The 23,337-nt window shown below is 67.9% G+C and carries 24 protein-coding genes; 13 read left to right on the forward strand and 11 right to left on the reverse strand.

Annotation, left to right across the window (positions count from 1 at the left end; all coding sequences use genetic code 11):
- Positions 1-7 precede the first annotated feature (7 nt).
- The 6 genes from C4B30_RS32445 to C4B30_RS32470 are packed head-to-tail and all read right to left on the reverse strand — an operon-like array spanning position 8 to position 7,054.
- Positions 8-448 carry a dihydroneopterin aldolase gene (locus C4B30_RS32445; protein WP_006749884.1) on the reverse strand — a complete coding sequence of 147 codons (441 nt, stop codon included), beginning with the start codon at positions 446-448 and terminating at the stop codon, positions 8-10.
- A complete protein-coding gene (locus C4B30_RS32450) occupies positions 445-1,077 on the reverse strand; it encodes a sarcosine oxidase subunit gamma (RefSeq protein WP_027781385.1) in 633 nt (210 codons plus the stop codon). Before C4B30_RS32450 ends, C4B30_RS32445 begins: the two co-directional genes overlap by 4 nt.
- Positions 1,067-4,078, reverse strand: a complete 3,012-nt coding sequence (locus tag C4B30_RS32455) for a sarcosine oxidase subunit alpha family protein (RefSeq protein WP_089500561.1) — start codon at positions 4,076-4,078, stop codon at positions 1,067-1,069. The genes C4B30_RS32450 and C4B30_RS32455 overlap by 11 nt, the downstream gene beginning before the upstream one ends.
- A complete protein-coding gene (locus tag C4B30_RS32460; RefSeq protein WP_089500562.1) occupies positions 4,075-4,389 on the reverse strand; it encodes a sarcosine oxidase subunit delta in 315 nt (104 codons plus the stop codon). Before C4B30_RS32460 ends, C4B30_RS32455 begins: the two co-directional genes overlap by 4 nt.
- 20 nt (positions 4,390-4,409) lie before the next feature.
- Complete coding sequence (locus C4B30_RS32465; protein ID WP_006480591.1) at positions 4,410-5,654, reverse strand: sarcosine oxidase subunit beta family protein; 1,245 nt, start codon at positions 5,652-5,654, stop codon at positions 4,410-4,412.
- Positions 5,655-5,668: 14 nt separating this feature from the next.
- Positions 5,669-7,054 (reverse strand): L-serine ammonia-lyase, encoded by a 1,386-nt coding sequence (locus tag C4B30_RS32470; RefSeq protein WP_027781388.1) that lies wholly within the window; start codon positions 7,052-7,054, stop codon positions 5,669-5,671.
- Positions 7,055-7,339: 285 nt separating this feature from the next.
- On the opposite strand from C4B30_RS32470, the gene C4B30_RS32475 reads away from it, so the two are divergent.
- From C4B30_RS32475 to denD, 8 genes are all read left to right on the forward strand, one after another.
- The gene (locus C4B30_RS32475) at positions 7,340-8,413 is read left to right on the forward strand and encodes a GlxA family transcriptional regulator (RefSeq protein WP_089500563.1); all 1,074 of its coding nucleotides are present in this window, start codon (positions 7,340-7,342) and stop codon (positions 8,411-8,413) included.
- Positions 8,414-8,603: 190 nt separating this feature from the next.
- On the forward strand, positions 8,604-9,308 hold the full coding sequence (locus tag C4B30_RS32480; protein ID WP_027781390.1) for a FadR/GntR family transcriptional regulator: 705 nt from the start codon (positions 8,604-8,606) through the stop codon (positions 9,306-9,308).
- Between the two features lie 70 nt (positions 9,309-9,378).
- Entirely contained in the window at positions 9,379-10,269 is an 891-nt protein-coding gene (gene ltnD / locus C4B30_RS32485) for an L-threonate dehydrogenase (RefSeq protein ID WP_059575397.1), read from the forward strand.
- 19 nt (positions 10,270-10,288) lie between these two features.
- Positions 10,289-11,590 carry a 3-oxo-tetronate kinase gene (otnK, locus tag C4B30_RS32490; RefSeq protein WP_089500564.1) on the forward strand — a complete coding sequence of 434 codons (1,302 nt, stop codon included), beginning with the start codon at positions 10,289-10,291 and terminating at the stop codon, positions 11,588-11,590.
- Positions 11,587-12,225: a 3-oxo-tetronate 4-phosphate decarboxylase gene (gene otnC / locus C4B30_RS32495; RefSeq protein ID WP_089500565.1), complete on the forward strand. Its 639-nt coding sequence runs from the start codon at positions 11,587-11,589 to the stop codon at positions 12,223-12,225. The genes otnK and otnC overlap by 4 nt, the downstream gene beginning before the upstream one ends.
- Positions 12,226-12,346: 121 nt before the next feature.
- Positions 12,347-13,672, forward strand: coding sequence for an MFS transporter (locus C4B30_RS32500; protein ID WP_089500566.1), 1,326 nt, complete (start codon positions 12,347-12,349; stop codon positions 13,670-13,672).
- 76 nt (positions 13,673-13,748) lie between these two features.
- Positions 13,749-14,525: a 2-oxo-tetronate isomerase gene (otnI, locus tag C4B30_RS32505; RefSeq protein WP_089500567.1), complete on the forward strand. Its 777-nt coding sequence runs from the start codon at positions 13,749-13,751 to the stop codon at positions 14,523-14,525.
- Between the two features lie 25 nt (positions 14,526-14,550).
- Positions 14,551-15,522 (forward strand): D-erythronate dehydrogenase, encoded by a 972-nt coding sequence (denD, locus tag C4B30_RS32510; protein WP_105133520.1) that lies wholly within the window; start codon positions 14,551-14,553, stop codon positions 15,520-15,522.
- 26 nt (positions 15,523-15,548) lie between these two features.
- On the opposite strand, the gene C4B30_RS32515 is transcribed toward denD, so the two are convergent.
- From C4B30_RS32515 to C4B30_RS32525, 3 genes are all read right to left on the reverse strand, one after another.
- The gene (locus C4B30_RS32515; protein ID WP_089500569.1) at positions 15,549-16,634 is read right to left on the reverse strand and encodes a lysylphosphatidylglycerol synthase domain-containing protein; all 1,086 of its coding nucleotides are present in this window, start codon (positions 16,632-16,634) and stop codon (positions 15,549-15,551) included.
- The gene (hpnI, locus tag C4B30_RS32520) at positions 16,631-17,800 is read right to left on the reverse strand and encodes a bacteriohopanetetrol glucosamine biosynthesis glycosyltransferase HpnI (protein WP_089500570.1); all 1,170 of its coding nucleotides are present in this window, start codon (positions 17,798-17,800) and stop codon (positions 16,631-16,633) included. Before hpnI ends, C4B30_RS32515 begins: the two co-directional genes overlap by 4 nt.
- Before the next feature lie 62 nt (positions 17,801-17,862).
- A complete protein-coding gene (locus C4B30_RS32525; RefSeq protein WP_143751626.1) occupies positions 17,863-18,246 on the reverse strand; it encodes a hypothetical protein in 384 nt (127 codons plus the stop codon).
- A gap of 261 nt (positions 18,247-18,507) precedes the next feature.
- Between C4B30_RS32525 and C4B30_RS32530 the strand changes: the two genes are divergently transcribed.
- The 3 genes from C4B30_RS32530 (at position 18,508) to C4B30_RS32540 (ending at position 21,177) form a co-directional block, all read left to right on the forward strand.
- A complete protein-coding gene (locus C4B30_RS32530) occupies positions 18,508-19,167 on the forward strand; it encodes a response regulator (protein ID WP_089500572.1) in 660 nt (219 codons plus the stop codon).
- On the forward strand, positions 19,164-20,579 hold the full coding sequence (locus tag C4B30_RS32535; protein ID WP_089500573.1) for an ATP-binding protein: 1,416 nt from the start codon (positions 19,164-19,166) through the stop codon (positions 20,577-20,579). The genes C4B30_RS32530 and C4B30_RS32535 overlap by 4 nt, the downstream gene beginning before the upstream one ends.
- A gap of 70 nt (positions 20,580-20,649) precedes the next feature.
- Positions 20,650-21,177 (forward strand): cytochrome b, encoded by a 528-nt coding sequence (locus C4B30_RS32540; protein ID WP_089500574.1) that lies wholly within the window; start codon positions 20,650-20,652, stop codon positions 21,175-21,177.
- Between the two features lie 177 nt (positions 21,178-21,354).
- Here C4B30_RS32540 and C4B30_RS32545 read toward each other — a convergent pair whose 3' ends face one another.
- The gene (locus tag C4B30_RS32545; protein ID WP_089500642.1) at positions 21,355-21,630 is read right to left on the reverse strand and encodes a DUF4148 domain-containing protein; all 276 of its coding nucleotides are present in this window, start codon (positions 21,628-21,630) and stop codon (positions 21,355-21,357) included.
- Positions 21,631-21,701: 71 nt separating this feature from the next.
- Entirely contained in the window at positions 21,702-22,046 is a 345-nt protein-coding gene (locus C4B30_RS32550) for a DUF4148 domain-containing protein (protein WP_089500575.1), read from the reverse strand.
- A 178-nt stretch (positions 22,047-22,224) separates the two neighbouring features.
- Between C4B30_RS32550 and C4B30_RS32555 the strand changes: the two genes are divergently transcribed.
- Positions 22,225-22,914 (forward strand): aspartyl/asparaginyl beta-hydroxylase domain-containing protein, encoded by a 690-nt coding sequence (locus C4B30_RS32555; protein WP_089500576.1) that lies wholly within the window; start codon positions 22,225-22,227, stop codon positions 22,912-22,914.
- Between the two features lie 99 nt (positions 22,915-23,013).
- On the forward strand, positions 23,014-23,283 hold the full coding sequence (locus tag C4B30_RS32560) for a MoaD/ThiS family protein (RefSeq protein WP_089500577.1): 270 nt from the start codon (positions 23,014-23,016) through the stop codon (positions 23,281-23,283).
- The last annotated feature ends 54 nt before the right edge of the window (positions 23,284-23,337 follow it).

The raw sequence follows: 23,337 nt of genomic DNA on the forward strand, positions 1-23,337 counted from the left end.
CCTCTGATCAAAGCTGCCCCGCCGCCCCCGTCCACCGCAGGTAATCGCCGCGCGTCCAGTCGAGCGACACGCCGACGCGTTTCGTGCCGGGCCGGATCTTCGGCTTGTACATCGACAGCGTCAGCGATTCCAGCGCCGGCCATTCGCGGAACGACAGCACCGCGAGATCGGCGACGAGCGTCTCCAGCAGCCGCGTATGCGGCTTGTGCGACAGGAACGACGCGACGCGCGCGCAATAGCCGTCGTAATCGATCCACTCGCCCTGCTCGCTCGGCTCGCAGCGATACCCGAGCCGAGCATCGATCACGATCGGCTGCGGCGCTTCATGCTCGTGCGCGTGGATGCCGATCCGCGCGGGCACCTTCAGTTCGTCGACGAACACGCTCCAGCCGCGCCCGCGCAGGCGCGGCGCGTCGATCGCCACGAACGGTTCGTCGAACGGCTTCATGATGCGAGCGGCGCCGCGGCGTCGAGCATGATGCGCACGAAATAGTCGGCGAAGCTGCGACGCAGGACGATCTCGAACGACTCGTCGCCGGTCGGGATCAGCGTGATCGGCGACTTGAAGTAGTGCGACTGCGCGCACTGGCCCGGCTTGAACACGCGCGGATGCAGATCGAGCGGGCAGCCGCGCGCGATCACGTCGCGCACGCGTTCGCCGACGACCTCGACGACCGTGTAGCCGCTACCGACGTCGACGGCCGCCGCATACGAGCCCTGCACGGCCTCCGCCAGCTTCGCTTCGAGCACGCCGGCCTGAACCGGCCCGTTCGACCGCACGAGCCATTCGTCGGGGCCGAGCCACAGCACGTCGTACTCGGCGCCGCGCGCCACCGTGTTCGGCTCCGCGGGCGGGCGGCAGCCGACCACACGCTCGAACGCGGCCACGAATGCCGGGTCGCTCAACTCGCCGCGCACGTTGACGAGATCGAGGAACGGCCGCTCGCGCAGCGCGAACTTCTTCGATGCGCGCGCCTGGTGCGCCTTCAGCACGTCGGCGGCGCCGACGAACGGCGATTCAAGCGTCACGCCGCCCGCACCCGCCACCTGCGTCTGGTTTCTCGTTTCATTCCACATGCTGACGCACCCCTTCGGTATCGTAGAAAACCGGGCTCGAGATCTTCGCGGTGATGCGCTTGCCGTTGGCCAGCGGAATCACGACGCTCTCGCCCATCTTGTTCAGGCCGCCCTTCACCACCGCGAGCGCGATCGAGCGCTTCAGGATCGGGCTGTAGTAGCTCGACGTCACGTGGCCGATCATCGGCGTCGGATCGACCGCCGACACCTGCGTGTCCTTCGCGATGATCTGCGCGCCTTCCGGCAGCACGAACTGTTCGTCTTCGGTCAAGAGGCCGACGAACTGCTTGCGGCCTTCCTTCGCGGTATCCGAGCGCGTCAGCGAGCGCTTGCCGAGGAAGTCCTTCGACTTCGCGACGAGCCCGCCCATCCCGAGGTCGTACGGCGTGATCGAGCCGTCGGTATCCTGGCCGACGATGATGTAGCCCTTCTCCGCGCGCAGCACGTGCATCGTCTCGGTGCCGTACGGCGTGATGTCGAACTCGGCACCGGCCGCCATCAGCGCTTCCCACACCGCACGGCCCGCATTCGCCGGCACGTTCACTTCGTAGGCCAGCTCGCCCGAGAAGCTGATCCGCATCACACGCGCCTTCGCGCCGGCGACGGTGCCGTTGCGGTAGCTCATGAACGGGAACGCTTCATTGCCGAAGTCGATGTCCTGGCACACCTTCTGCACGACCTTGCGGCTCTTCGGGCCGACCACCGCGAACGTCGCCCAGTGATCGGTGACGGACGCGAGCCGCACCTTCAGGTCCGGCCATTCGGTCTGCAGCCAGCGCTCGAGCCACGTCAGCACGCGCGCCGCGCCGCCGGTGGTGGTCGTCATCATGAAATGCTGGTCGGCGAGGCGCACGGTCACGCCGTCGTCGAACACCATCCCGTTTTCGTCGAGCATCAACCCGTAGCGGCATTTGCCGATTTCGAGCTTGTTCCACGGGTTCGTGTACATCCAGTTCAGCAGCTTCACCGCGTCCGGACCCTGGATGTCGATCTTGCCGAGCGTCGACGCGTCGAGAATGCCGACGCCGTTACGCACCGCCAGGCATTCGCGCTTCACGGCCGCATGGAGATCCTCGCCGTTCTTCGGGAAATACCACGGCCGCTTCCAGTTGCCGACGTCCTCGAACATCGCGCCGTGCTCGACGTGCCATTCGTGCACGGCCGTCTTGCGGATCGGGTCGAGGAAATCGCCCGTCTCGCGGCCCGCGAACGTGCCGAACGACACGGGCGTGTAGTTCGGGCGGAACGTCGTCGTGCCCGTTTCCGGAATCGTCTTGCCGAGCGCGCCCGCGAGGATCGCCATCCCGTTGATGTTGCCGAGCTTGCCCTGGTCGGTGCCGAAGCCCATCGCCGTATAGCGCTTCACGTGCTCGACCGACTCGAAGCCCTCGCGCGCGGCGAGCAGGATGTCGGCGGCCGCCACGTCGTTCTGGAAGTCGACGAACTGCTTCGGTCCGCGCGCGGCCGCCTCGCGGCTGCCGACGAGCCACAACGGCTGCAGCGCGCCTTCGACGGCTTCGGCGACCTGCGGTGCGGCCGGACGCTGCGCGGCCGTGAAGCCCGCGGCCTTCGCCGCTTCCACGCCCGCATCGACCGCGAGCCGCAGCGCACGGGCCAGCCCGAATTCGCCGGCCGCCGCACCGATGCTCGCCTCCGCCTGCACGGGCTTGCCCGGCAGGAAGCACGCCTTTTCGTCGTTCCAGCACGCCTTGCCGCCCGATTGCGCGAACAGGTGCAGCACCGGGCTGAAGCCGCCCGACATCGCGACGAGGTCGCACGGCAGCGTCTGCAGCTTGCCGCCGGTCTGGCCGTTCGAGTAGGACGCGACGTCGACCGACGATACGCGCCACTTGCCCGAAGCAACCGTCACGACCGCGCCGCTCATCACCGTCACGCCCTGCCGCTTGGCCGCGGCCGGCAGCGCGCCGTTCGACGACGCGCGCGAATCGACGACCGTGACCTTCGCCCCGCACGCCTTCAGGTCGAGCGCGGTCTGGTATGCACGGTCGTTGTTCGTGAACACGACCGCGTTACGGCCCGGCAGCACGCCGAAGCGATGCACGTAGGTGGACACCGCACCCGCCAGCATCACGCCCGGCAGGTCGTTGTTGCCGAATACGATCGGCCGCTCGTGCGCGCCGGTCGCGAGAATCACGCGCTTCGCGCGGACCTTCCACAGCAGCTCGCGCGTGCCCTTGCGCATCGACACCGGCAGGTGATCGGTCAGGCGCTGCGTGACCGTCACGAGGTTGTGGTCCTGATACCCGAACGCGGTGCTGCGCGACAGGATCGTCACGTCGGGCAGCTTGCGCAGCTCCGCCTCGATCTTCTCGACCCATTGCAGCGCGGGCTTCGCGTCGATCTCCGCGCGGCACGACAGCAGGCTGCCGCCGAGTTCGCGCTGGTCGTCGACGAGGATCACGCGCGCGCCGGCCGTGGCGGCCGCATGCGCGGCGGCGAGGCCCGACGGGCCACCGCCGACCACGAGCACGTCGCAGTGCGCGTAGCACTTGTCGTAGCGATCGGCGTCGAGCACCTCCGGCGCCTTGCCGAGGCCGGCTGCTTCGCGAATCTTCTCTTCGTACTTCGGCCACATGTTGCGCGGCCACATGAACGTCTTGTAGTAGAACCCGGCCGGCATGAAGCGCGAGAACTTCTGGTTGATCGCGTACTTGTCGTTCTCGAGCGTGGGCTCGGCATTCACGCTCGTCGCGACGAGTCCCTGGTACAGCTCGATCTCGGTCGCACGTGCATTCGGCACGGTATACGGGCCGGACTCGAGCTGCACGACGGCATTCGGTTCCGCCACATCCGCCGTCACGATCCCGCGCGGACGGTGGTACTTGAAGCTGCGCGCGACGAAATGCACGCCGTTCGCGAGCAGCGCGGACGCGAGCGTGTCGCCCTGGAAGCCCTGGTACGTGCGGCCGTTGAACGTGAACGTCAACGGAATCGCGCGATTGATCCGGCCACCGGTGCCGAGGCGGTCTTTCTGGCTCATTTGCTCGTACCCTCTTCGTGTGCGTTGCCGGCAGCCGCGCCGCTGATGGCAGCCCCGCCGAACTTTTCGTAGCCCTTGATATCGTAGGTCACCGTGTCGCGCGTGACCTTGAACCAGCGGCGGCAGCCCTGCGTGTGCAGCCATTGCTCCTTGTGCAGCCCGCGCTTGTTCTCGCGCATGAACACGTATTCGCCCCATTCGCGGTCGGTCATGTTCTCGTTCGCCACCGGGCGCACGATGTCGGCTTCACCGCCGCACGAGAACTCGGATTCGGCGCGCGGCCCGCACCACGGACATTCGATCAGCAACATGTTTCTTTCTCCAATGGTGGTCAGTGCGCGACGGCGGCAGCGCCGTGCTCGTCGATCAGGTGGCCCGTATAGAAGCGGTCGAGCGCGAACGGCGCGTTCAGCGGATGCGGTTCGTCGCGGGCGATCGTGTGCGCGAACACCCAGCCCGAGCCGGGCGTCGCCTTGAAGCCGCCGGTGCCCCAGCCGCAGTTGAAATAGAGGCCCTTCACGTCGGTCTTGGTGATGATCGGGCACGCGTCCGGCGACACGTCGACGATGCCGCCCCACTGGCGGTTCATCCGCACGCGCGAGAACACCGGGAACATCTCGACGATCGCCTGCAGCGTGCTTTCGATGATGTGGAAGCTGCCGCGCTGGCCGAAGCCCGTGTACTGGTCGATACCGGCGCCGATCACGAGATCGCCCTTGTCGGACTGGCTGATGTACGCGTGCACCGCGTTCGACATGATCACCGAGTTCACCACCGGCTTGATCGGCTCGGACACCAGCGCCTGCAGCGGGTGGCTTTCGATCGGCAGACGCACGCCGGCCATGTCGGCGAGCGTCGTCGTGTTGCCCGCGGCCACCACCGCGACCTTCTTCGCCTTGATGAAACCCTTCACCGTGTCGACGCCGACCACCGCGCCGCCCTCGCGGCGAATGCCCGTTACCTGGCAGTTCTGGATGATGTCGACGCCGGCGCGGTCCGCGCCGCGTGCGAAGCCCCAGGCCACCGCATCGTGACGCGCGACGCCCGCGCGGCGCTGGATCGACGCGCCGAGCACCGGGTAGCGGCTGTTCAGGTTGATCGTCGGCTCGATTTCCTTGATCTGCGCGGGCGTCAGGAATTCGGCGTCGACGCCGTTCAGCCGGTTCGCGTTCACGCGGCGCTCAGTGTCGCGCACGTCCTGCAGCGTGTGCGCGAGGTTCATCACGCCGCGCTGGCTGAACATCACGTTGTAGTTCAGATCCTGCGACAGCCCTTCCCACAGCTTCATCGCCTTCTCGTACAGCGCGGCCGATTCGTCCCACAGGTAGTTCGAGCGCACGATCGTCGTGTTGCGCGCGGTGTTGCCGCCGCCGATCCAGCCCTTCTCCAGGATCGCGACGTTCGTGATCCCGTGCTCCTTCGCGAGGTAGTACGCGGTCGCGAGGCCGTGGCCGCCGCCGCCGACGATCACGACGTCGTATTCCTTCTTCGGCTCCGGGCTCTTCCACTGCTTCTCCCAGTTCTCGTGATACGAGAGGCCGTTGCGGAACAGGCTGAATATCGAGTAGCGGCTCATGTTTGGATCCTTCGTTAGCATTCGATGACGTTCACGGCGAGGCCGCCGCGCGACGTTTCCTTGTATTTCGTCTTCATGTCGGCGCCGGTTTCGCGCATCGTCTTGATCACGGAATCGAGCGATACGTAGTGCTGGCCGTTGCCCTTGAGCGCCATGCGCGACGCGTTCAGCGCCTTGATCGCGCCCATCGCGTTGCGCTCGATGCACGGGATCTGCACGAGCCCGCCCACGGGATCGCAGGTCATCCCGAGGTTGTGCTCCATGCCGATCTCGGCCGCGTTCTCGACCTGGTCGGGCGTGCCGCCCATCACGGCGGCGAGCGCGGCGGCGGCCATCGAGCACGCGACGCCCACTTCGCCCTGGCAACCGACTTCCGCGCCGGAAATCGACGCGGTTTCCTTGTAGATGATCCCGATCGCCGCGGCCGTCAGCAGGAATTCGACGATGCCGGCTTCGTTCGAGCCCGGCACGAACTTCACGTAGTAGTGCAGCACCGCGGGAATCACGCCGGCCGCGCCGTTGGTCGGCGCGGTGACCACCCGGCCGCCGGCCGCGTTCTCTTCGTTCACGGCCATCGCATACAGGTTGACCCAGTCGAGCATCGACAGCGGGTCGCGCAGCGACTCTTCCGAACGCGCGCGCAGGTGGCCGTTCATTTCGGCCGCGCGGCGCTTCACGCGCATCGGGCCCGGCAGCTCGCCCTCGACCTTGCAGCCGCGCTCGACGCACGCGGCCATCGTGCGCCAGATCGCGAGCAGCCCGGCGCGCACTTCGTCGGCCGGCCGCAGCGCGGATTCGTTGCGCAGCATCAGCTCGGCGATCGACAGCCCATGTTCGCGGCACTGGCGCATCAGGTCGTCGCCGGTGCGGAACGGATACGGCACCTCGACCGCCGCGCGCACGCCGTTCACGCGATCGCCGTCGCGGTTCACGACGAAGCCGCCGCCGACCGAGTAATACTCTTTCTCGACGAGCAGCTGGCCGTGTTCGTCGAATGCCTGGAAGCGCATCCCGTTCGGATGCACGATGCCCGTGCCGCTCATCAGCTTGCGATAGAAGCCGATGTGTTCCTTTTCGTCGAAGCGCACCGTCTGCTTGCCGAGCAGCGTCAGCGTCTTCTCCGCGCGGATCGCGGCGAGCCGCGGCTCGATCAGGTCGGGATCGATCGTGTCGGGCAGGTGGCCCTCGAGGCCGAGCAGCACGGCCTTGTCGGTGCCGTGACCCTTGCCGGTCGCGCCGAGCGAGCCGTACAGCTCGACCCTCACGCGGCGCACGAAGCCGAGCAGGTTCGCGTCCTCGACGTGCGACGCGAAGCGGCACGCGGCGATCATCGGGCCGACCGTATGGGAACTGGACGGGCCGATGCCGATCTTGAACAGGTCGAACGCGCTGACGTTCATCTGGCTTCCTTTGGGTTGCATGCGTGAAATGTCGTTGGGCCTCAGTACATCAGGGCGTAAAATCGGCCGATAGAACAAAAACGGCATCGGCGTGGGATAGCGCCGCCAAGCGCCGCGCCGGCTGCCCGGAAAGTGCGTTTTGGCGATGGTTCGCGACGAAAAACCACAAGTCCGGCCGCGGCCGATCGGCGACGCTGGCTGCATCCGTGCCGCCCCGGCAGCCGTAGCCCGCAAACAGAGTGAAACGAGTGAGACCGCCTGCCCGGCGTGACGAGATTGGCCGCGATGACCCCCGACGTACCCGCTTCCCCCCTCGCAGAACCCGCGCCGCGGCGCATCCGCTTCGGCATCGTGCTGCTGCCGAACTTCACGCTGACGGCCTTCTCGGGCTTCGTCGACATGCTGCGGCTGTCGGCCGACGACGGCGACTACAGCAAGCCCGTGCGCTGCGCATGGAGCGTGATCGGCGAGACGCTCGCGCCGGTGCGCGCGAGTTGCGGGATCCAGATCACGCCGTGGGAGACGTTCGACGCGGCCGAGCCGTTCGACTATGTGGTGGTGGTGGGCGGGCTGCTGCATTCGGGGCCGCAGGCCGGCCCTGAAACGCTCGACGTCATCCGCCGCGCGGCGGCGAGCGGCGCGACGGTCGTCGGCATCTGCACCGGCGTGTTCACGCTGATGCGCGCCGGCGTGCTCGACGGCTACCGCACCTGCGTGAGCTGGTTCCATTACTGGGATTTCATCGAGCGCTTTCCGTCCGCCGATCCCGATCTGCTGATCGCCGACCGGCTGTTCGTGATCGACCGCCGCCGGATCACGTGTTCGGGCGGCCGCGCGTCGATCGACGTCGCCGCCGCGATCCTGCTGCGCCATTTCGATCACGCCACCGTGCAGAAGGCGCTGCGCATCCTGCTCGTCGGCGAGATGCAGAAAGGCAACGCGCCGCAGCCGCATCCGCCGGGCCTCGAACCGGCGACGCATCCGAAGGTCAAGCGCGCGATTCTTCTGATGGAACAGCACGTGGGGCGTACGCTGCCGCTCGATGAACTCGCGTGCAAGCTCGACTTGTCGACGCGGCAGCTCGAACGGCTCTTCAAGGCCGAGACCGGCAAGAGCCCGCAGGCATTCGCGAAACAGGTGCGGCTGCGCACGGCCGCCTGGCTGCTGACGAGTTCGGACCGCACGGTCGCCGATATCGCGTCGAGTTGCGGATTCGCCGATGCGTCGCACCTCGGGCGCGAATTCCGCAAGCAGTTCGGCGTGCCGCCGGCGACGTATCGCGAGCGCGGCGGCGACGTGGCCGAAGTCGCCGCGACGCCCGATGCGTCGGCCGACGCCGTCGAGGACGTCGCCGACTGACGGCCTGCGGGCGCCCGCCCCTTTCCCGACCCATTGCGGAACCGCACACGTTCGCCTCCGTTTTGACGCTTTTGGAACCGGTTCCAGTCAATTTAGCCGACGTTCCTCGCCGTGAAACGAGGGTTATCCCGGATGCTGATGCGCGCTCAAATTTGTATGATGACCACATCACCTTACAAACCAGAGCATCATGTTCGAGAAAATTCCGGCCCGCGCGATGAGCGACCATGTCGCGCAGCAACTGCTCAAGCAGATCGAAGTGGGCAGTTTCTCGGCCACCGGCAAGCTGCCGACCGAGGCCGTGCTCGCGCAGGAATTCGGCGTGAGCCGCACCGTGATCCGCGAGGCGATCTCGCGGCTGAAGAACGAAGGCGTGGTCGAGCCGCGCCAGGGCAGCGGCGTGTTCGTGAACCAGCACGGCGCGATCCGGCCGCTGCGGATCGACTACGCGGAAGCCGTCGAGGCGAGTTCGCTGCCGCACCTGCTCGCGGTACGCCGCGCGATCGAGGCTGAAGTCGCGGCCGAAGCCGCGCTGCACCACACCGCCGACGACATGGCCGACATCGACGACGCGCTGCGCAAGATCGACGAAGCGGCGGCCGAAGGGCGCGACGGCGTCGCGGAAGACGTCGCGTTCCACCGCACGATCGCGGCCGTCACCGGCAACCCGTATTTCCTGAAGACGCTGCAGTTCCTGAACCAGTATCTCGAAGCCGGCGTGAAGGTCACGCGGGGCAACGAAGCGACGCGCGACGATTTCTCGCGGCAGGTGCGCGAGGAACACGCGGCGATCGCCGACGCGATCCGCGCGCGCGATCCGATGGCCGCCCGCAACGCGGCGCGCACGCACATGTACAACGCCGCCCGCCGCCTCGCGGAAGCCGGCATCTGCTGAAGCCGGCGGCGCCTGCCGAGCCGGGCGCCGCCGTTGTCCGGAACCTCTCCCGAATCAATCAAGGTTGACCATGTCACGAAATGTTGGAGTCATCGGCCTCGGCGCGATGGGCCTCGGCGTCGCACGCTCGCTGCTGCGCGCCGGCCTGCGCGTCCATGCATGCGACGTGCGCGACACCGTGCTGCAGGCGTTCGCCGCCGAAGGCGGCATCGCGTGCGCGACGCCGGCCGAACTCGGCGCGCGGTGCGACGTCGTCGTCACGCTCGTCGTCAATGCCGCGCAAACGGAAACGGTGCTGTTCGGCGAACACGGTGCGGTCGCGGCGATGAAGCCGGGCGGCGTCGTGATCGCGAGCGCGACCGTCGCGCCCGAATTCGCGGTCGCGCTCGGCGCACGCATCGAAGCGGCCGGCCTGCAGATGCTCGACGCGCCCGTGTCGGGCGGCGCCGCGCGCGCGGCCTCCGGCGAGATGACGATGATGACGTCCGGGCCGGCCGCCGCCTATGCGGGCTGCGAGGACGTGCTCGCCGCGATCGCCGGCAAGGTGTACCGCCTCGGCGACGCACACGGCATCGGCTCGAAAGTGAAGATCATCAACCAGTTGCTGGCCGGCGTGCATATCGCGGCGGCGGCCGAGGCGATGGCCCTCGGCCTGCGCGAAGGCGTCGATGCCGACGCGCTGTACGACGTGATCACGCACAGCGCCGGCAATTCGTGGATGTTCGAGAACCGCGTGCCGCACATCCTGAACGGCGACTACACGCCGCTGTCGGCCGTCGACATCTTCGTGAAGGATCTCGGCCTCGTGCTCGATACCGCGCGCCGCAGCAAATTCCCGCTGCCGCTGTCGGCCACCGCGCATCAGATGTTCATGAGCGCGTCGAGCGCCGGCCACGGCGGCGAGGACGATTCCGCCGTGATCAAGACTTTCCCCGGCATCACGCTGCCGCCCGCCCGCTGATTCGAACGACGTTCCCGCCATGACCGCTTCCGCTTCCCGTCCCCTGCTCGGCTGCATCGCCGACGATTTCACCGGCGCGACCGATCTCGCGAACATGCTCGTCAAGAGCGGCATGCGCACCGTGCAGACGATCGGCGTGCCCGCCGATGGCGCGGCTGCCGACACGATCGTCGACGCCGACGCGATCGTCGTCGCGCTGAAGTCGCGCACGATCCCCGCCGCCGACGCCGTCGCGCAATCGCTCGCCGCGTATGAATGGTTGCGCGCGCAAGGATGCCGACAGTTCTTCTTCAAGTACTGCTCGACGTTCGACTCGACCGACTCAGGCAACATCGGGCCGGTGGCCGACGCGCTGCTCGATGCTGCCGGCGGCGACTTCACGATCGCGTGCCCGGCGTTCCCCGAGAACGGCCGCACGATCTATCGCGGCCACCTGTTCGTCGGCGACGTGCTGCTGAACGAATCGGGGATGGAGAATCATCCGCTCACGCCGATGAAGGATGCGAACCTCGTGCGCGTGCTCCAGCAGCAGACGAAGTCGCCGGTCGGCCTGATCCGCTACGACACGATCGCGCTCGGCGCGGCCGCCGTGCGCGCGCGGATCGACCAGTTGCGCGCGGAAGGTGCGCGTTTCGCGATCGCCGATGCGCTGTCGGACCGCGACCTCTACGTCCTCGGCGAAGCGTGCGCGGGCCTGCCGCTCGTCACCGGCGGCTCGGGCATCGCGCTCGGCCTGCCCGCGAATTTCCGCCGCGCGGAGCAACTGCCCGAGCGCGACAACGCGGCATCGCTGCCGCGCATCGACGGCTTGTCGGCCGTGCTCGCCGGCAGCGCGTCGAAGGCCACCAACGCGCAGGTCGCCGCATGGCGTGCGACACGGCCGAGCTTCCGCATCGATCCGCTCGCGGCGTCGCGCGGCGAGCCCGTCGTCGATGAAGCGCTTGCCTTCGCGCGTTCGCACCTGCCCCAACCCGTGCTGATCTATGCAACGGCCACGCCCGACGAAGTGAAGGCCGTGCAGCAGGCACTCGGCGTCGACGCGGCCGGCCATCTCGTCGAAAGCACGCTCGCGGCGATCGCGCGCGGGCTGCGCGAACTCGGCGTGCGCAAGTTCGTCGTCGCCGGCGGCGAGACGTCCGGCGCGGTCGTGCAGGCGCTCGACGTGAAGTCGCTGCAGATCGGTGCGCAGATCGATCCGGGCGTGCCGGCCACGGCCACCGCCGACGCCCAGCCGCTCGGCCTCGCGCTGAAATCCGGCAACTTCGGCGCGACGGACTTTTTCGACAAGGCGCTGCGCGCGCTGGACGGAGCCGCACGATGAGCCACGAAGCGAAACTGCGCGAAGAGATCTGCGTGGTCGGCGCGAGCCTGTATGCGCGCGGCCATGCGGTCGGCAGCGCCGGCAACATCAGCGCGCGTCTCGCGGACGGCTGGCTGATCACGCCGACCGACGCATGCCTCGGCCGGCTCGATCCGAACGACATCGCGAAAGTCGGCACCGACGGCCAGCCCGTCTCGGGCGGCAAGCCGTCGAAGACGCTCGCGCTGCATCGCGGCATCTACGCGCGCAACGCCGAAGCGAACGGCGTCGTCCACACGCACTCGACGCATCTCGTCGCATTGACGCTCGCGGGCGTATGGCGCGACACCGACGTGCTGCCGCCGATCACGCCGTACTACGTGATGAAGGTCGGCCACATTCCGCTGATTCGTTACCGCCGCCCCGGCGACCCGGCCGTCGCGGCCGAAGTCGCGGCGCTCGCCGACCAGGTGCGCGGCGTGCTGCTCGATCGCCTCGGCCCCGTGATGTGGGGGCCGTCGGTATCGCACGCGTCGTATGCGCTCGAGGAGCTCGAGGAAACGGCGCGGCTGTGGCTGATGACGCAGCCGAAGCCCGAGCCGCTGTCCGACGCGGCACTCGACGAACTGCGCCAGACCTTCGGCGCGCGCTGGTAACGCGGCGCGCACCCCGTACCGATTCACATGCTCGCCGTGTGCGCGGGCCCTTCCGTCAGCACACACATACGATCCGGCGGCCTACGCGCCGCCGGCACACGACGTCCTTGGAGACACGACGATGACTGCTCTCGACGCGGCCGCAAGCCGCTCGCCCGCCGCGGCCGCCCACTCGGGCGAACTCGACCGCACCTACAAGAAAGTGTTCTGGCGCATCGTGCCGTTCCTGATGCTCTGCTACGTGGTCGCGTATCTCGACCGCGTGAACGTCGGCTTCGCCAAGCTGCAGATGTCGCAGGATCTCGCGTTCAGCGAAACCGTGTTCGGGCTCGGCGCGGGGATTTTCTTCCTCGGCTACTTCCTGTTCGAACTGCCGAGCAACATGCTGATGCACCGCCTCGGCGCGCGCATCTGGATCGCGCGGATCATGATCACGTGGGGCCTGCTGTCCGCGCTGTTCGCGTTCGTGAAGACGCCGACGCAGTTCTACGTGCTGCGCTTCCTGCTCGGCCTCGCGGAAGCCGGCTTCTATCCGGGCGTGATCCTGTACCTCACGTACTGGTTCCCGTCCCATCGCCGCGCGAAGATCATCGCGGTGTTCATGTCCGCGATTCCGGTGTCGGGCATCTTCGGCAACCCGCTGTCGGGCTGGATCATGGAGCGCTTCCACGGCGGATCGGGTTTCCACGGCTGGCAATGGATGTTCATGATCGAGGCCGTGCCGGCCGTGCTCGTCGGCATCGCGACGATCCTGTATCTCGACAACAGCATCCGCGGCGCGAAGTGGCTCGACGAGCGCGAGAAGCAACTGCTCGAAGACGAAATCGCCGCGCAGCCGCAGGAACAGCAGAAGCACGGTCATTCGCTGAAGGCCGTGTTCTCGGACCCGCGCATGTGGTGGATGTCGCTGATCTACTTCGCGTTCGTCACCGGCCAGTACGGGCTCACGTTCTGGATGCCGACGCTCGTGAAATCGACCGGCATCACCGATACGCTGCAGATCGGCCTGCTGTCGGCGATTCCGTTCGTCGTCGCGATCGTCGTGATGAACCTGTTCGGCCATAGCGCGGACAAGCGCCGCGAACGCCGCTGGCACCTGATCGTGCCTGCGCTGATGGGCGCGCTCGGGTTTGCGGTCGCCGCGTCGTACTCGCACAATACGGCCGTGTCGATCGTGTTCCTGTCGCTCGCGGCGGGCGGCGTGCTGACCTGCGCCCCGTTGTTCTGGTCGCTGCCGACCGCGTTCCTCACGGGCTCCGCGGCCGCGGCCGGGATCGCGATCATCAACTCGGTCGGCAACCTCGCCGGTTTCGCGAGCCCGTACGTGATCGGCTACCTGAAGGACGTCACGCACAGCACGTCGTCGGGCATGTACGTGCTGGCCGCGATGCTCGTAATCGGCGCGATCGCCGTGTGGCTCACGCCCGCGAAACTCGTGAACCGCTGATCCGCCGCCGGCCGATTCATCATTCGACGCGGGAGCGCACGGCGCCCCGCCCCATTCATTCACAGGACCTGCTGCCATGCCACGCTTCGCCGCCAACCTCTCGATGATGTACACCGAGCACGCGTTTCTCGAACGCTTCGCCGCTGCCGCTCACGACGGCTTCAAGGCCGTCGAGTACCTGTTCCCGTACGACTTCGCCGCCGAGGAGATCCGCGCGCGTCTCGACGCGCATGGCCTCGAACAGGCGCTGTTCAACGCGCCGCCGGGCGACTGGGCCGCGGGCGAACGCGGCATCGCATCGCTGCCCGGCCGCGAGGACGAGTTCCGCCGCGGCATCGATCAGGCGCTCGACTATGCACGCGTGATCGGCAACGAGAAGCTGCACGTGATGGCCGGCATGGTGCCGCCCAGCGCCGATCGCGCGCGCCATCGCGACACCTATCTGTCGAACCTGCGGCATGCGGCGCAGGCGGGCGCCGCGCACGGCATCACGATCCTGATCGAGCCGATCAACCAGCGCGACATGCCCGGCTATTTCCTGAGTCGCCAGGACGACGCGCAGGCGATCCGCGCGGAAGTCGGCGCGCCGAACCTGAAGGTGCAGTTCGACTGCTACCACTGCCAGATCGTCGAAGGCGATCTCGCGATGAAACTCGAGCGCGATTTCGCGGGCATCGGCCATATCCAGATCGCGGGCGTGCCGGAACGCCACGAGCCGGATGTCGGCGAACTCAACTACCCGTACCTGTTCGCGCTGATCGACGCGCTCGGCTACGACGGCTGGATCGGCTGCGAATATCGGCCGAAGGCCGGCACGTCCGAAGGCCTCGGCTGGCTCGAGCCGTACCTGTAATCCGAATTTCCAAGAGGCAAAGAACATGAAAGTACTGATCACCGGCGGCGCCGGATTTCTCGGCCAGCGTCTCGCACGCAAGCTGCTCGAGCGCGGCGAACTGACCGGCCCCGACGGCCGGACGGAGAAGATCGACGAACTGGTGCTGCTCGACGTCGTCCAGGGCAGCGATTTCGGCGATGCACGCGTGACGTCGATCGTCGGCGACATCGCCGATCGCGCGGTGCTCGAAAGCGCGATCGACACGCGCACGGGCGCGATCTTCCACCTCGCGGCGATCGTCAGCGGGCAGGCCGAAGCCGATTTCGATCTCGGCATGCGGATCAACCTCGACGCATCGCGCACGCTGCTTGAAGTGTGCCGTGCGCGCGGCCACCAGCCGCGCGTCGTGTTCACGAGCTCCGTCGCGGTGTACGGCGGCGCGCTGCCCGACGTGGTGCAGGACGACACCGCGCTGAACCCGCAATCGTCGTACGGCGCCGAGAAGGCGATCGCCGAACTGCTGCTGTGCGACTACGCGCGGCGCGGCTTCGTCGACGGCCGCGTGCTGCGGCTGCCCACCATCAGCGTGCGGCCCGGCCGCCCGAACGCGGCCGCGTCGTCGTTCGCGAGCGGCATCATCCGCGAGCCGCTGAACGGCGAGGAAAGCGTGTGCCCGGTGCCCGGCTCGACGCGGCTGTGGCTGCTGTCGCCACGCGGCGCGATCGACGCGCTCGTCGCCGGTTGCGAGATCGACGGTGCGAAGCTCGGCAACAAGCGCGTGATCAACCTGCCGGGGCTGTCGGTGTCGGTCGACGAGATGATCGCGGCGCTGCGCGAAGTCGCGGGCGACGAAGTCGTCAAGCTGATCCGCCATGCGCCCGACGAGCGCGTCGAGAAGATCGTCGGCAGCTGGCCGGGCCGCTGGGATACGTCGCGCGCGGAAGCGCTCGGGCTGACGGGCGACACGTCGTTCGCGGACGTGATCCGCAGCCATATCGCCGACGAGCGGCACTGAATCCCGCCGCGTCGCGTCGGGCCGCGTCAGCGCGGCCCGGCGGATTCCCGGGCCGGCAACGGCGCACGTTTCGCTCCACCCGGCCGGTTCGCCGAACCCGCCGCCCACTGCCATGCGAGCAGCCCCGGCAGATAGAACAGCAGGTCGCGCACGCGGCGCGCGCCGGCCAGCGCGAGACAGGTCGGCGGGTCGAACCCGAGCAGCCCGCCGATCAGCACGAACCCGCCCTCCTGCACCCCCAGGCCGCCCGGCATCAGGAACGCGATGCTGCTCACGAGCTGGATCAGCGCCTCGATCGCCAGTGCCTGTGCGAAGCTCGGCTCGGCGCCGAGGAAGTACAGCGCCAGCCAGATTTCCAGCGCATAGCCCGCGAACTGCAGCGTCTGCCAGATCCCCAGATAGCGCACGACGACGCCCGTCTTTCTCCAGATCATCCGGATCGACTGGTCGGTGCGTGCCGATTCGCCGACCAGCGCCACCACCTTGCCGCTCGTGACGCGGTTGAGCACACGCATCGCGCGTTCGAACGGCCGCGCATGCTGCACCAGCGCGAACAGCAGCAGCACCGGCACCAGCGCGGCCATGCCGATCGCGAGATCGGCCGCCACCCGCGCGGCATCGGACGACACGCGTTCGAGCACATAGCCGATCGCGACCAGCGCGAAGAACAACTGGCTGATCAGCGTGAGCTGCATGTCGGCGACGAGGCTGGCCACGGCGGTCGCCGGACGCACGCCCGCCTGCCGCAGCAACCCGAACGACACGATCTCGCCGCCGATGCGCGCGACCGGCAGCAACCCGTTGATCGATTCGCGGATCCACACGAGTTTCAGCATCGCCAGCAACGAAGGCCGACGCGGGCCGCGGATCAGCATCCGCCAGTCCCACGCGTTCGCGAGCATCGGCAGGATGTGCGCGAGCGCGGCGACCAGCAGCCCGGCCCCGGCGCTCCGCAGGCGATGCAGGATGTCTTGCGGATGCTCGCGCCAGACCAGCCACACCGCGAGCGCCAGCCCGCCGAGCGCGACCGCGCGCCCCACATGGCGAAGCCGTGCGTCGCCGCGCATGGCGACCGGGCCCGCCGCCGCGTCGCGGTTCGGCTCCGTCGTCATGACTCCCCCGCCGGCGACAGCAGGCCTTGCCGGTCGACGCGAAAGCGCGTGCCGCGCCATACGACATGCGACGAGAAGAAGCTCGATACGAAAACCGCGAACTGCAGGAGATCGACGAGCGGCAGCCAGAATGCGCCGCGCAGGCTCGCGCCGGTCGCGCGGCTCGTTCTCAGCATCAACCATGCGCGCGACGCCAGCGCCGCGACCGCGAGCGCGCACGCCGCGGCCGTGCCGCCGGAGAACAGCACCGCCAGCAGCGCCAGCGGCACCGGATGCATCAGTACCGAGCCGAGATGACCGGGCCGGTCCGCCGCGCGGATCGTGCAGCTCCAGCGCAATTCGTGTGCGTACAACCGCGCGAACGTCTCTTCGACACACGCATGCCCGACGACGAGCGACGGAATGACGACCTGCGCGCCCGCTTGCCGCACCGCTTCGCCCAGTGCGTGATCTTCCGCCAGGTGATGCGCGAAACGCACCAGCCCGCCGATGCGTTCGAGCGTCGCGCGCGTGATGGCGATCGTCTGGCCGAAGCAGGGCCGCGCGCGCCCGATGAAGAGCCCGGTGATCACGCCCGGCAGAAAATGGTAGTTCGTCATCGCCGCGGCGACGCCGGGCCAGAATCCCGGCGATGCGACGCCGCGATACACGCTCGTCACGATGCCGACATCCGGCTGCTGTAGCGCACCGACCACGGCGCGCAGATAATCGCGCTCGACCAGCACGTCGCTGTCGGCGAGACAGAGCACCGAATACTCCGCGTGTTCGAGCATGTTCACGAGATTGGCGATCTTGCGGTTCGGCCCGTACAGCCGCGCATCGGCGACGACCTTGACGTTCGCGTCCGGATATCGCGCGCGCAGCGTCTCGACGGCCGCGAGCGCCGCGTCGCCCGCATCGTGCACGCCGAACAGGTGCTGCACCGGGCCCGGATAATCCTGCACGAAGTAGCTTTCAAGATGCTGTACGAGATCCCATTCGTCGCCGTGCAGCGGCTGCGCGACGGTGACGCCCGGATACGTGCGTGGCTGCGCCATCGCCCGGGAAAAGAACCGGCCGACCAGCACGCCAGCCGTGAGCGTGTACGCGATGCCCAGCGCCACGCCGAGCCCGCAGACGACCGACATTGCGCCGGCCAGCGCGTGCAGCACATGCAGAAAAACCATGCTTTCCCCCGGTGATGACCCGTACGACCGCAATTGCAAGGAACGGCGGCGCACACGCGGGCTCACCCGTGCACGCCGCCGTACCGGTTCCCGTTGAGCCGGATATGAAGGACGACCAGCCGACGGTACGCGCAATCGGATGACACGACTACCGTGCGGCGATCGATTCCGGTCACACGCACGTAATCGCACGCCATCGCGGCCTTGAACGCCGCGTCGGCAAGCTTACGGGCCGTCAGGATTGCGGTGGCGAGCGCAACGACGGTCCAGATGCGGAACGTCATCGTGGTAAAAAATGCTTCGGGTACGCGCCATGCAAGCAACGAAACCAGCACGAAGCATTGAATGAACATGCCGGCCAGTGCGGCGATCAGCAGGTGGGCGCGCCATTGCCCGATCGTCGAGGATGCCATCAGGATTGAACCTCCCGTACGGGCGACGCGCATCGAACGGACATCGGACGAACGGGTCGCGGATTGACGCTCGGGCGCGGGCGGCTCGCGCCGGACACGCCGGAGCGGTTCGGGATCGGGGGAAGCGGGACACCACCCGGGAAACGTCGTGGCCGATGGTAGCGGGATTGCCGGCGCCAAACCTTAAGCGTTCTTCAGAATCGTCCGACATTTGCGGCAGCGCAATTACAATCCGTTTCACGGTGCGCACGGTCACGCTCGTACAATCGCAGACGCCCGCACCCCGAATCGACCATGCGACTCCTCCTTGTTGAAGACGACGACCTGATCGGCAGCGGCCTCGAGATCAGCCTGAGCCAGGCCGGCTATCACGTCGACTGGTTGCGCGACGGACATGCGGCCGCGACCGCGCTCGCGACGACGCGCTTCGCACTCGTCGTGCTCGATCTCGGGCTGCCCGGCAAATCGGGCACGGAACTGCTGCGCGCGCTGCGCGACGCCAGCGATACGGTCCCCGTGCTGGTGCTGACCGCACGCGGCACCGTGGCGGACCGTGTCCGCGGCCTCGACGACGGCGCGGACGACTATCTCGCGAAACCGTTCGAACTGTCCGAAGTGCTCGCCCGCTGCCGCGCACTCGTGCGGCGCTCGCAGGGCCGTGCCGGCGACGAGATCGTATGGCGCGACATCACGATCGACCTCACCACGCATACCGTGACGCGCAATGCGGCGCGCATCGCGCTCACGTCGCGCGAGTGGGCGATCCTCGTTCAGCTCGTCACGCACCCGGGCATGCCGCAGTCGCGCGCACGTCTCGAGGACGGCCTGTACGGCTGGCAGGAGGGCATCGAAAGCAATGCGATCGAGGTCCATGTGTCGAACCTGCGCAAGAAGCTCGGCGCGGAACTGATCCGTACCGTCCGCGGTATCGGCTACGTGGTCGAGCTTCCGTGATCGCCGGCTCGATACGACGCCGCGTGTCGCTGATGGCGATCGGCTGCGTGACCGTCGTCTGGCTCGTCGCCGTGTTCGGCAGCTTCCGGCACGCGACGCGCGAGATCGGCGAATGGGAAGACGCGCGCCTCGTCGAATATGCGTCGCTGCTCGTCGATCTGTCGGCGGCCGACCTCGACCGTCTCGCGCGCTTCCCACCGGACGCCCGCGTCGAACTGGCCCGCGGCGATGCGAAATCCGGCCCCGATGCCGACGGCGATCGCCTGCCGCGCGACGTGCTGTTCGAGGTGCGCGACGCGCAAGGCAACGTCGTCGCGTCGAGCCTCCCGGCCGACGCTACCGGTTTGCCCGACCCGCGCGGCTCGACCGACGTACCGGAAACGATCGTCATCCGCGACGTGCAATGGCGCACGCACACGCTGCGCGCGCCCGAGTCGGGGCGCCGGGTGCGCGTGATGGAGATGTCGAATACGCACAGCGATCTGGCGACCGGTATCGCGCGCGGCATCGTCCAGCCGCTGGTCATCGCGCTGCCGGTGCTGGCGCTGCTGCTGTGGGTAATGATCGGACGCAGTCTCGCACCGCTGAAGACGCTGTCGACGCTGATCGGCGCGCGCGATGCACGATCGCTCGAACCGCTCGGCATCGCGACCGTGCCGGATGAAGTACGCACGCTCGTCGACTCGATCGATCGCCTGCTCGCGAGGCTGCGGCAATCGATCGTCCGGGAGCGCGCGTTCACGTCCGACGCCGCGCACGAACTGAAGACGCCGCTCGCCGCGATCAAGGTGCAGGCCCAGGTGGCCATCGCGACCGACGATCCCGCGCACAAGCATCTGGCGATGCAGCGCGTCGTGCAGGGCGTCGACCGCAGTGCGCGGCTCGCCGAACAACTGCTGCTGCTCGCGCGGCTCGACGAGTACGAACGCATTCCGGCGCGTGTGCTCGTCGTGCGCGAACTCGTCGATGCCGCTATCGACCGCCATCTGTCGAAAGCCGCGGACAAGGCCATCGACATCGTACGCGGCGACCTGTCCGCGCGGACGATCGACGCCGATCCGATCCTGATCGGCATCCTGCTCGACAATCTCGTCGACAATGCGATCAAGTACGGTCGCCCCGGCGGACGCATCGAGCTCGGCGTACGCGACGACGGCTCGCGGCAATGCATCGTCGTGCGCGACGACGGGCCGGGCGTCGCGCCCGGCGAGCGCGAACGGCTCGGCGACCGGTTCTATCGCGGCAGCGGCACGCCGTCGCCCGGCAGCGGGCTCGGACTGTCGATCGTGATCCGCATCGCGCAATACTTCGGCGGCACCGTCCGGTTCGAATCCGGCATCGGCGGCCACGGCCTCGGCGTGGCGATCACGCTGCCGTCGACGGATGCGGGGCGAGCGGAGCCGCGCGCTTAACGTTTCGTTAAGGATTCGGCCGTAGAATCCGCCCGCACCATGCCATCCCCGTGGCCCGTCAGGAGTCTTCATGTCCGCACCCGCCCGTTATGACGCCGTTGCCCGTTCTCTTCACTGGCTGATCGTGGCGCTGGTCGTCGCGCAATATGCGATCGGCTGGACGATGCCCGACGTGCATCGCGACACGCAGCCGGTCGGCCTGATCGCCGCGCACCTGATCGTCGGCACGGCGCTGCTCGCGGCGATGGCGTGCCGCGTGCTGTGGCGTGCGACGCATCGCCCGCCCGCCAGCGATCTGTCGCCCGCGATGCGCGCGCTGTCCGGCATCACGCACGGCGCGCTCTACCTGTTGCTGATCGCGGTGCCGCTGCTCGGCTGGATCAACGCGTCGTCACGCGCGTGGGCCGTGACGCTCGTCGGCATCGTTCCGTTGCCGGCGCTGTCGGCAGCCGGCTCCGGATTCGGTCACGCGATGGGCGACGTGCACGGCATTCTCGCGTGGGTACTGTTCGCCGGCATCTGCGTGCACGTGGCAGCCGCGCTGATGCACCGCTTCGTGCTGCGCGACCAGGTCGTGCAGCGCATGATGCCGTGGTGATCGATCGGGCCGCTCATCGGAACCGGTTGACCAGTTGATCGCGACGCCGCGCGAAGCGGCGTGCAACGACCGGCATCGCGGCCGGCGCCCTTCGGGCACGTGGTGCGGCGCGAAGCGCATGCGATTTGCCGTCCCGCGAACACGGCGGCCAGCCGTGACACACGACCATGTCGGCACCTAGTTGCTGGTTTGCGCCGGCATGCCGGCATCCGGTGCGTGCGCGGCCGACGCCGCCATGCGCGAGCGATCCTGCTCGGCAAGCTTCGCTTCCGCCGCCTGGATATCCGCCGGATACTCGCCTTCGTCGCCCTTCGCCGGGTCGTATCCGGCCGCTTCCAGACGCATCAACTCCTCGCGAACTTGCGCGCGCGTCAGCGGCGCGGCCGATTGCGCGAATGCCGCCTGACCGGCGATCGCTCCGGTTATCATCAGTAGTGCGATATATGTTTTCATCATGAACTCCTTCAATGTGACGTATCGATCAACCACGGTATAGGCGTGACCTGCGGATGCAGGCAGGTGGATCAGCTTCCGAAATAGATGGCGCAGAAGCTTGCGGGGCCGACGCATGCGGCGGCGCCTCGACGCGGCGACATCGCCGCCGGCTTGCCCGCTTCGGACGACATGGCCGGATCGCTGCCGACCGCCGTGCTGGCCTGGCGCTGCGGCATCCGCTCGGCCTCGTGCTGGAACAGCGGGCTCACGTCCGGATACGACGTATCGGTCACGAAGCGCAGCCCGTCGTTTTCAGCGTCGATCAGTTCCTGCCGGACCTGCGCGCGCGTGAGCGCCTGTGCGGACGCTTGCGTCGCGACACCCGCGAAAGACATCGCCGCCACCGTGGCGGCCACCAGCCAGTGCTTGTTCATGTTCCACTCCTTCAGAAGTCAACGAGACGACGTGCTACACCCGTATGACGACGGAGGGGGCGGGTTTATTCCCGGCCTGTCATTCGTTCGTCAGCCGGCGTAACCTGACGTAACGCAGCGCCCGTCGCGCTTCGGGCAGACTGACCACCACTTCATCCGGACCGCCCATCGATCGACCATGTCCGCCGCTTACGACCATGCAGCCGCCCTGCTGCGCACGCTGTACGACCGCCATATCGACAGCGGCGCGGTGCTCGACACGGCCGCATTCCCGGATGCCGAGCGTTTCGTGCGCGCGTGGCCCGCGATCCGCGCGGAGGCGCTCGACGTAGCACGCGACATGCCGCGCATCCCGCGCTTTCACGAAATCATGCGCGAGCAGTACGACATCTCGGCCAACGACGCGCGCGACTGGCGCATGTTCATCATGCAGGCGTACGGCCAGCCGTTCGCGCGCAACCTGTCGCGCTGCCCGACCGTCGCGTCGCTCGTCGCGGCGTCGCCGGACGTGCTGTCCGCGTCGCTGTCGTTCCTCGCGCCCGGCAAGCACATCCCGCCGCATCGCGGGCCGTTTCGCGGCATCCTGCGCGGTTATCTCGTGCTGTCGATGCCGAAGCGCGCGGACGGCACGCCGGCCGCCGTGCTGAAGGTCGACGGCCACGAATACCGGCTCGACGAAGGCCGCTTCCTGCTGTGGGACGACACGTTCACGCACGAGGTATGGAACGACAGCGACGCCGTTCGGATCGTGCTGCTGCTCGATATCCGCCGGCGCGGGATGCCGCGCTGGCTCATGTGGCTGTCGAACGCGGTGATCGGCGTCGTGCGGCTCGGGATCCGGATCAGGGGGCGCTCGATTCCGGTCTAGCCGCCGCGCCGCGCACGGCGCTCCGTTCCGCCTTTCGGCACCCGCTGGATCGCCTAAACTACAAGCCATCCCTTCGTGCGGCTCCTGCCAGCTACCGCCATGGCGCACCTCTTCTTCGCCGCATCGATCCAGCGGCATGTCGAAACGCCCGAGCGCGACATCGACGCGCACACGGTCGGCGAAGCATTCGACACCATTTTCAGCGAGCAACCGCGGCTGCGCGGTTACATCGTCGACGATCAGGGCGCGCTGCGAAAGCACCTGTCGGTGTTCATCGACGGCCAGCCGATCCGCGACCGGCAGCGCCTGTCCGATGCGCTCGGCGACGCCAGCCGCGTATATGTCGTGCAGGCGCTGACAGGCGGATAAAGGGACCGATGCACAGGCGCATCCCCCCATACCAAGCGCCGTCGCCCCAAGGCG

This window comes from Burkholderia sp. BE12, assembly GCF_002959955.1.
Classification (GTDB): Bacteria; Pseudomonadota; Gammaproteobacteria; order Burkholderiales; family Burkholderiaceae; genus Burkholderia.